This window comes from Thomasclavelia cocleata (assembly GCF_900102365.1).
In the GTDB taxonomy this organism is placed as follows: domain Bacteria; phylum Bacillota_I; class Bacilli_A; order Erysipelotrichales; family Coprobacillaceae; genus Thomasclavelia; species Thomasclavelia cocleata.
The window spans coordinates 87,666-97,181 of sequence record NZ_FOIN01000007.1 but is presented as its reverse complement, the minus strand read 5'-3'; the positions used below and the strand labels follow the sequence as shown (position 1 = coordinate 97,181).

7 protein-coding genes are annotated in these 9,516 nt (G+C 30.2%); 3 read left to right on the top strand and 4 right to left on the bottom strand.

The window, feature by feature from the left end; genetic code table 11:
- Positions 1–5,262 (bottom strand): discoidin domain-containing protein (locus BMW96_RS04880; protein ID WP_092353082.1); only part of this gene is annotated, 5,262 nt, incomplete at its 3' end.
- Between the two features lie 335 nt (positions 5,263–5,597).
- On the opposite strand from BMW96_RS04880, the gene BMW96_RS04875 reads away from it, so the two are divergent.
- The 3 genes from BMW96_RS04875 to BMW96_RS04865 are packed head-to-tail and all read left to right on the top strand — an operon-like array spanning position 5,598 to position 7,328.
- A complete protein-coding gene (locus BMW96_RS04875; protein ID WP_092353080.1) occupies positions 5,598–5,963 on the top strand; it encodes a hypothetical protein in 366 nt (121 codons plus the stop codon).
- A 14-nt stretch (positions 5,964–5,977) separates the two neighbouring features.
- Positions 5,978–6,403 carry an NfeD family protein gene (locus BMW96_RS04870; protein WP_092353078.1) on the top strand — a complete coding sequence of 142 codons (426 nt, stop codon included), beginning with the start codon at positions 5,978–5,980 and terminating at the stop codon, positions 6,401–6,403.
- 13 nt (positions 6,404–6,416) lie between these two features.
- Positions 6,417–7,328 carry an SPFH domain-containing protein gene (locus BMW96_RS04865; RefSeq protein WP_092353076.1) on the top strand — a complete coding sequence of 304 codons (912 nt, stop codon included), beginning with the start codon at positions 6,417–6,419 and terminating at the stop codon, positions 7,326–7,328.
- Positions 7,329–7,381: 53 nt separating this feature from the next.
- On the opposite strand, the gene BMW96_RS04860 is transcribed toward BMW96_RS04865, so the two are convergent.
- The 3 genes from BMW96_RS04860 to BMW96_RS04850 form a co-directional block, all read right to left on the bottom strand.
- Positions 7,382–8,140: a MurR/RpiR family transcriptional regulator gene (locus tag BMW96_RS04860; protein WP_092353074.1), complete on the bottom strand. Its 759-nt coding sequence runs from the start codon at positions 8,138–8,140 to the stop codon at positions 7,382–7,384.
- Positions 8,140–8,895 carry a MurR/RpiR family transcriptional regulator gene (locus BMW96_RS04855; protein ID WP_092353072.1) on the bottom strand — a complete coding sequence of 252 codons (756 nt, stop codon included), beginning with the start codon at positions 8,893–8,895 and terminating at the stop codon, positions 8,140–8,142. The genes BMW96_RS04860 and BMW96_RS04855 overlap by 1 nt, the downstream gene beginning before the upstream one ends.
- Positions 8,896–9,027: 132 nt before the next feature.
- The gene (locus BMW96_RS04850) at positions 9,028–9,516 is read right to left on the bottom strand and encodes a PTS sugar transporter subunit IIA (RefSeq protein WP_092353070.1); all 489 of its coding nucleotides are present in this window, start codon (positions 9,514–9,516) and stop codon (positions 9,028–9,030) included.

Sequence of the window (9,516 nt, the reverse complement as noted above, 5' to 3'; positions counted from 1 at the left end):
GTCTTGTAATTCAGCCTTGTCACCTTTTAAGAATTCTAACATATGCATCGCTACTGATAAGCGAGCAAATGATGCATCTACTTCTTCTTGAGTTGCATTATCATTAGCTAAGATTACTCTTGCTTCTTCTAATGCTGCATTGAATTCAGTTACTACTGCTGGTACTACTTTATTTAACTGTTCTTGAGTTACTGCTTCAGCCATATTAATCGCAATAGATAATGCTGTTTTATCAACATTTGGTGTTTCAACCGCTACTAATGCATCTTTTGCATTTATTAAAACTTCTAATGCTTCAGTAACTTCTTGTACAGTTGTTGCATTTACAACTACAGTTTTTGCATTTGCGAGAGCTGTTTCAAATACTTGATAAGATTCAACAGTATACATACTTTCATCAACTTTATCAGCTTCAGCAATTATACTATTAAGATCAGCAACATTAATTAAAGCTTCTTTTAATGAATTGTATTCAATTCTCAATAATTCTAAGGCATTTTCTGAAGCTGAATTCATAACTGCTACTTTTGCTAAAAGATTAGCTAAAGGATCTGCAGTAGCCTTTGAATAATTTGCTAAATCAATTTCTTTTGCATCTTCGATAATTGTATTCTTAACCTGAGTAATTTCTTCTTCTGTTGCCACAACATCATCATGTGCAACATCAATCTCAACTGCTGCTGCATAGTTTTGACCATTATGAGTAGATACAGCAGTTAAACGAATACCATAAGCTGTATAAGTTTGCCCTAATTCAATAATATTGTCAGCACGTTCACTTGAGAATGTACCTTCTTTAATTACTGTATATGTTCCATCAGCATTTTTAATTTCTAATTTATAATCTTTAATTGATCCATTACTTCCTGAACCACGTCCAGTATACAAGAATTTATCAAATGTTTGTTCACCGTTAAAATCAACTGCAATCCAATGTGGATCAGTACATGTATCTTGACCACGATAATTAGTATGCCAATGTGTATTTTTGTTTCCATCAATAGCGGCCATAGCATCTGAATCCCCACTAGCTGCTGGCGCTTCTTGTGAACAAGCTGTTGCAGTCCATCCATCATGAGATGGTGTAATTACAGCATTAACATCCACATCAAAACTCTTTACTTCATCATAGGCAACTGCATTACTTTGAACTATTACTTGCGCTAATTTTCCAGTGAAATTATTATCAGCAATAATAATTTCTCCACCCTCAATATTTTCATTTACATGATCTTCATCATATAATGAACTTGATAATCTTCCATCAATATAAAGTTTTAACATTCCATTTGCTTCACGAACAGCATTGATTGAATGCTCTTTTCCATCATTAACTTTACCTACTGTTAAAACAGTAGTAGAAGTAGGAACATATTCATCTGTCCCAAATGTTCCATGAGCTTTTTCAACAACTGTTGTAATTTCTTCTTTAGAACTTAAAGTAAGATCTTTTACTTTAAATACTACATAACCATCATTATCAATTGATAATGAAACATCATTACCAAATTTAACTAAATTAATATTTGCAGCTTTTGTTTCTACACCAAAATTAACACTAAAATCTTCAATTCCTTTTAACTGATTTTTAGTATCAACGGTATATGCCTGATCTATACCACTTAACCAAATAGTATCTTGATTAGCATTATAAGAAGCAGAAATTCCACTAGCATCTTTTAAATCATTTTCACTAAATACACTTGCTACAACACCATTTTTATAGTATGCAACATTAACATCTTGTGATAATTCATTATTATTAAAATCTCTAACCCCAGATACAGAAACTTTAGTAATATCAGCTAATAAACTAGTTGTATGCAATACTACTGTTCTAAAATCTTCTTTTAATTCAGCAGTTACCTCTTCACCTGCAACAATATAAGTACCACCCTGAATTCTTTCACTAAATTTTAATGTAATTTCATTATTTCCAGTTGCTTTAGCCAAAACAATTCCAGGTTTCTCATTATCAACATGTCCATATTGTTGAATAATTGTTTGATGTGGCTTCAAAGTAACAGTAATTGTATCACCATAAGAAAGAGTATTTTCAATATTTCCTTCAGCATAAGGATATACCTGTACTCCTGTAACATCCTTTAAAGTTGACTTAGCGCCAACAACATCAGTAATTTGTAAAGAATAAGTCTGTTCTTCATCAGTTGGATTTGTAAACGAAACAATTCCTTCATTTCCATTCCAGCTTGAATATCCATATACACCATTTCTTGGCTGATTCCCAAATAATTTAGCATTCTTCAATACTTCATGATTTTCTTCAGCCCAAGATAAAGCATCAGCAGTCACTTTCCATTTAGCATCATCCATAATAGATGGGGAATAGTACAATTCCCAGAAGGCTGTACCACGAACCGCATTAGCGAATAAAAATTCTCTAAATACTTCAGTAGTTGCACTACTTCCATCAGATACACCATAGATTGGATCATGATTATAAATATTCTTTAATGGGAATTGAATCTGATTTTGTTTATATAATTGATAGTAAACTTGATCACGATAATAAATCTTTTGTTGATGTCTTTCACCAGTACCTAATTGACCAGTATCACCAGAATCTTGTACCCAAATCGTATTAACCCATTGTAATAACCACGGACTTAAATTGATATAACATGTAGCATTAATAAATAACCCTTTTCCTTCTTCGGCACGGGCTTCACGAACATTATCAAATAAATCTGTCCATGCTTCCCACATATCAGAAGTAAAGTACATATTTTGATCTCCACCTGTCATATGATCATGACTTGCATCATTACATGGTCTTGAAGCAAAACCATCCCATTTCCAATAATCAATATCAAATTGATCTTGATAATTAATTGCCATTTTTTCAAAATTCTTTAAATATTTTCGAGAACCAGTACAAATAACTTTTCCTAAAGCAGAATTTGGTTGTACAAAAGCAGTTCCTTTTGATTCTAAATATTGAGCAAATGTTCCAAAATAATTATATCCACCTTGTGGTCCTACCCATAACCCAAATGTCGATTGCAATTTATCAGTTAAAGAAGATGATGTATATAACTCATTTGGAAATTTAGCATTAAATTCCCAGAATCCCGTTTGATTTGGTGTAGTACCTTGAGAACTTCCTGGTGTTGTTGTATATTTTCCATCATAGTAATTATTCCAACCATCATCAACTACATAAGAATCAAGCGGTTCCATACCATTTTGTGTCAAACCTTTTTCTGCACCATAGAAAGAATCAGCAATACTTTCATCAGTAATATTCATCATATTATCATACCATGAATTATACTGCTTTCTAAAATCAGTTGGTGTTGCAATATCCTCAATATATTCAAAGAAATCAGTTTGAACTACTGAAGTATCTGTCCCTTGTGCAGCTCCAATAACATTTTGCCAAGTAACAAACTTACCATCTGTTGTAAGCTGATTATCTTGTTGTAGACGTGTAAACGTTTTACCTGAATAATAACGAATTTGTGTTGTATTGTCTTTGATAATTGTATCAGTTGCAGGAAATTCAGATCCCATAAATAAGCCATTTACATATATAGGCTGCCCCAACATTAACTCATGTTGACCAATCCACATTGATGATATTTGACTATCATCTGGATGTGCCCAAATCCCTTGGGCATCTTCTGGTAATACAAATCTATCAGTATCAATATAATCAATTTGTGCTTTATCTTTATCACTTACGCTAATCTCTAAAAATGAACGCATGTAGTGATCACCAGCAGTTAGTACTACAACTTGATCAATATCATAAATAACATCTTCAATTTCATATGGCTCATATGAAATAGTTAATTTCTTGCCATCTTCAATATTTTCAACAGATGTATTTTTATATTGTAACTGACTAGATAAAATAGCTCCTTTTGATATTGGAGTAACTTTAACACTATAATTTGGTCCTTTATATTGATCACTATAAAGATTTAACTCTGCACTAGTAAACTCTTGAACTGAACCAAACGCACATGTTTTTTGAACAATCTTTACATATCTTGTAGTTTGTGGACTGTAAAAATTTACAAATACTCGATCCCCGACATTATGTAATCCATTTTCATCATGTAAATTATAAGCTTCTTTTGTAAAGTTACCAGCTCCTGCTAAATTCCATTTTTCACCATCCGCACTAACATACAATTCAAATTCACCCATAGTACCATTTGTACCATAATTTGCATCTGTAAAGCCAGGACGTTTATCAATTGATAAAGAACGAATAGTTTGCATTGACCCTAAATCAATATCAACTTCAAAAGGATTACCACTTACAGTATATTGATCAGGATGAGTATTTAAGTTACCATCAATCAATTTTGCTGTTTCACCTTCACTGAAAGTAGTTCCATTTGCATTCTTGATCGTCATTGTCCAATCACTACGATCTAACACTTCTGTTGGTTCAACAACCTTTTGTGTTTTTATAATTTCTTGATCATAAAAATCAATTTCTGCACTAGTAAATTCCTGAGCAGTACCAACTGCAACACTAGTTTGAACAACTCTTACATATTGAGTTTCAACTGCAGTATCAAAATTTACATAAACCATATCCCCAACATTGTATAAATCTCCAACTTTATGAAGATTATAATCTTCTCTTGTAAATTCACCTTCAGTTAATTTAGTATAATCCAAACCATTAGAACTTGTCCAAACTTCATATCCACCCATAGTACCATTTATACCATAATTTGAATCAGTATACCCTGGACGTTTATTTACAGACATTCCTGCAATAGTTTGCATTTTACCAAAATCAATATCCAACGTAAAAGGATGTCCGCTTATTTGATAGTAATCCACATATGTATTAAGATCATCATCAAATAAATATGCTATTTGAGCTGCTGGAAAAGTGGCACTACCATTACTTAATGTTGCTTGCCAACCCTCTGTTGATAATGGCGATGTATATATCCATTCAGGGTCATTTGTTATTATGTCATCATCATTTTCAGTTGAGCCTGAAATTATTGTGTTAATAACAAAATCTTCTGAGCCATTTAGAGGTTCCAAATTTTTATTGATTCGTTTATTTAAAATTGAGCTTGTTAGAATTGTTTCATTATTAATAGAAAATTCTCTAGAAATATAATCGTTCCCAATTGATACTGCCTTATCCCCTACTTGAGTAACAACACTATCATTAGTCGCTTTAACACTATTTACACCAGATGCAAAACCACTAACTATCAGGGAACATGATAAAACTGTACTAAATATTTTTCGTATTTTCATCTGTTCAACACCTTCCTGATTTTATATCATTTTTTCTAACTACTATGTGCATATATTATGCAAATAAACATATCATTTCTAACAAAACATTTTAAATAATTCCCTCAAAAAAACTTCCAACACCTCGATATAAATATTATACTATTTATTTTTTCATTTTATTTATACATTTTGTTATAATTTTTATAATTATAGTTCTAAAACAGACAATAATTAATTTATTTATTCTGTATCTAATTATCTTTTATAAATTCCATCCTTCTTAACAAACGTAAATAATTTTATTGAATAAAAATAATATTTATAATATAATAGAAATGGAAAGGATGATAAATATGGAATTTGAGTGGTCAACTAATGATATTGCTAAAAAAACAGTTACTATATACAGTACCAATTTAACCCTGAATAAAGCAGCATGTCGACACTTTGAAGAGGTTAATTTTGTTCTATTAGGCTTAGATCGTAAGAATAATATTCTAGGAATCAAACCAGTTGGTAAACAAGAGATAAATGAAGAAATTTATTCTGAAGATCAGTTGCACCGTATTTCAATAGGAAAAAGTTATGGTCGAATTTCAAATAAAAATTTTATTAGTGAACTTTCACAAGAATATAAATTAGATTTAAGTAATAATAAATGTTTTAAATATGATGCTAAATTTGATGTCATACATCAAATTTTATTAGTCAATCTTTAAAGGAGGGGATAAAAATGATACCAATATGGTTAGGAATCATAATTATTGCAATAATTATTGAAGTAGTTACAATTGATCTAGTCAGTATTTGGTTTGCTACTGGTGCTATTATTGCTTTAATTACATGTTTACTAGGAATAAGCCAAACTATCCAGATTGCACTATTTATTATTATTACAATAGTTTGTGCTATAATAGTTAGACCGTTAGCTAAAAAATATATGCGTGGAAATATCGAAAGAACTAATTACGATCGTGTAATTGGAAAACACGGTTTAATTACTAAAACAATTACTGCTGATAATAAAGGTGAAGTAAAAGTAATGTCAACTTTATGGTTAGCTTCAAGCATTGATAATACAACTATTAATGAAGGTGAATATTGCGAAATACTTGCAGTTGAAGGCGCTCATTTAGTTGTTAAAAAAATAGAAAGATAAAGAGGGTAAAACAATGGATACTATAATTACTATTATTTTATGGACTTTTCTTGCATTAATTGCAATATTCTTTATTGCTTCAACAATTAGAATTGTTCCACAATCAAAAGCTTATGTAGTTGAACGAATCGGTGCTTATAATCGCACATGTAATGTCGGATTGCACATCCTGCTTCCAATTTTTGATCATGTTGCTAATAAGGTTTCTTTAAAAGAACAAGTTGTTGATTTTGCACCACAGCCTGTAATTACTAAAGATAATGTCACAATGCAGATTGATACTGTTGTTTATTATCAAATAACTGATCCTCGCTTATTTACTTATGGAGTGGATCGTCCAATCAATGCAATCGAAAACTTAACAGCAACAACATTAAGAAATATTATCGGTGATCTTGAATTAGATGAAACACTTACTTCAAGAGATATTATTAATTCAAGAATGCGTAGTATTCTTGATGAAGCCACTGATCCTTGGGGAATTAAAGTTCATCGTGTTGAAGTCAAAAATATTATTCCACCTCGTGATATTCAAGAAGCTATGGAAAAACAAATGCGTGCTGAACGTGAAAGACGTGAAGCAATCTTACAAGCTGAAGGTAAAAAGACAGCTGCCATTTTAAATGCTGAAGGTGATAAAGAATCTATGATTTTACGTGCAACTGCCGAAAAAGAGGCAGCTATCGCTAAAGCCGAAGGTGAAGCTGAAGCATTAAGATTAGTATATGAAGCACAAGCTAAAGGTATTAATTATATTAATCAAGCAAATCCTGATAGTGCCTATTTAACCTTACAAGGATTTAAAGCTCTAGAAGAGTTATCAAAAGGTGAAGCAACAAAAATTATTATTCCAAGCGAGATTCAAGGATTAGCTGGTCTTGCTACATCACTAAAAGAATTTGTGACAGATAAAAAGAATAAGTAGTTAATAAAAATGAGCAAATCTGCTCATTTTTTATTAAACCATTTAATAAATCCTCACTGTTTTACTTGAAGATATTCAAGATATCTCAAAAATAAAAAACTTGAAATTATAAAAAAATGTCCTGAACTTGAATACCTAATATCTGCCATTCCAGTTGAAAAATATTCATATTTAAAAGTTATCATCTCATCACAGTATTTCGATAATAATGTGTTTCCACTTTTAGAAATTCCAATTCTTTTTACATGTAATCCTTCTAACGCTTTAGCTAGCGTAACTGATGTTTCATTATCACCAGATAATGAAATAATTATAAAAATATCTTTATTTGTTACATTATTTAAAATCGTATCTATTTCTGTTCCACTACCAACGGGGTGAAAAACCTTATTTGCATAAATAAATTCTCGACGCATTTCACGTGCCATATGATTTTGAACTACTCCTGTTCCATAAACAAAGATTCTTTCTGCCTGGTCTATCATTTCCATTATATTTGTAAAATCTCGTTCTTTCATCATATTCATTGTTTCAATAAATTCATGATATGTATTATCAATAATTTTAAGCTCAAAATTAGATTTTGCCATCAAATCCCATTTAAGATATACCTTTAATTCACTAAATCCCTCTAACCCAATTTTCTTTGTAAAACGAAGTATACTTGTATGGGAGACATTACAATTATGTGCAAGCTCCTTAATTGACATCTTTTGACATTCCCTTTTATGGTGCAAAATATATTGCCAAATATATAAATCATTTTCATTTAATTCATGGTAATACTTGTCCACCAACTTATCTAACTTCACTATTTTTCACCTCTATTATTTACGTACTCAATATAATTGGCTAAAATAAAATCAACTAAGACAAAATATATTCCAACTAAGTATTCACGTCTACCCATATTTGTTATAATCGGCATCGTTCTAACATGTAAGCTATAATCTGATATATGTGATAATGTACAATTATTATTTGCAATTATTGCTATAACAATAATTCCCTTTGTTTTTAATCGATAAATATAATCAAGTAATCTTTTATTTTCACCTGCATATGATATAGCAATAAAAACGTCATCAGCTTCAAATAAGTTAATATATCCCTCAAAATCAGCTAAACAATCTATATCTAAAAATAATTTATTAACCATTGAAAATGATCGTTTTAAATATTGGGCTGTATTTTCTTGAATAAGTCCTGTTCCATAAACAAACAAATTCTTAGCTTCATAAATACATCTGGCAATATCATGATATCGATATCCTTCAAATTGTTGAATCATTTCAATATAACCATTATAAATATTATTAACTATCAAACTATCACTATCACTTTGATTATTAATTCTTAAAAAAACTTTAAATTCCGCATATCCTTTTAACCCTAAACGTTTTGAGAAACGTAAAATTGTACTTCTTGAAACATTACAACGTAACGCTAATTCATCAATAGAAAGATGTTCACACTCTTTTTTATGATGATTTATATAATTCCATATATATAAATCATTCTCATTTAATTGTCTATAATTTTTATTTATTAACTCTTCTAATTTCATAATGCACCTCATTCCAATTTAAAATATTATATCAATATTTTAAATTAAACAAAAGCATTGTAAAACAATTGAATACAAATAAAAAACTGAACAAATTAACTTTATCATTAAAAGCCAATTTGTTACAGTTTCCTATTTATATTCAATTAAAGGAGATTCAATTATATGAACACTTTTATTTACATTAAATTTAATGAATTCATGACCATTATCCCCAACTATTACCATCATAGTAATATCATTAATTCCATTACCATTTATACTATCCTTATCATAAGAAATTAATAATTGACCAACCTTCACATTATCTCCAATAACTACATGTGTTTGAAAGCCCTCGCCCATCAAATCAACTGTATCTAAACCTACATGAATCAACAATTCAACTCCATCATCAGTTTCAATTCCTACAGCATGTTTAGTATTATCCATAACCATTGATATTTTACCATCACATGGTGCATAAATCTTTCCTTCATCAGGAATTACAGCAATTCCATCACCCATCATCTTTGTTGAAAAAACCTCATCTGGTACTTCTTCAATTGCAATACTTTTTCCATTAGCCATCGAATACAATACCTTATTTGCTTGTTTTTTCTTTCCAAATAATTTAATCAT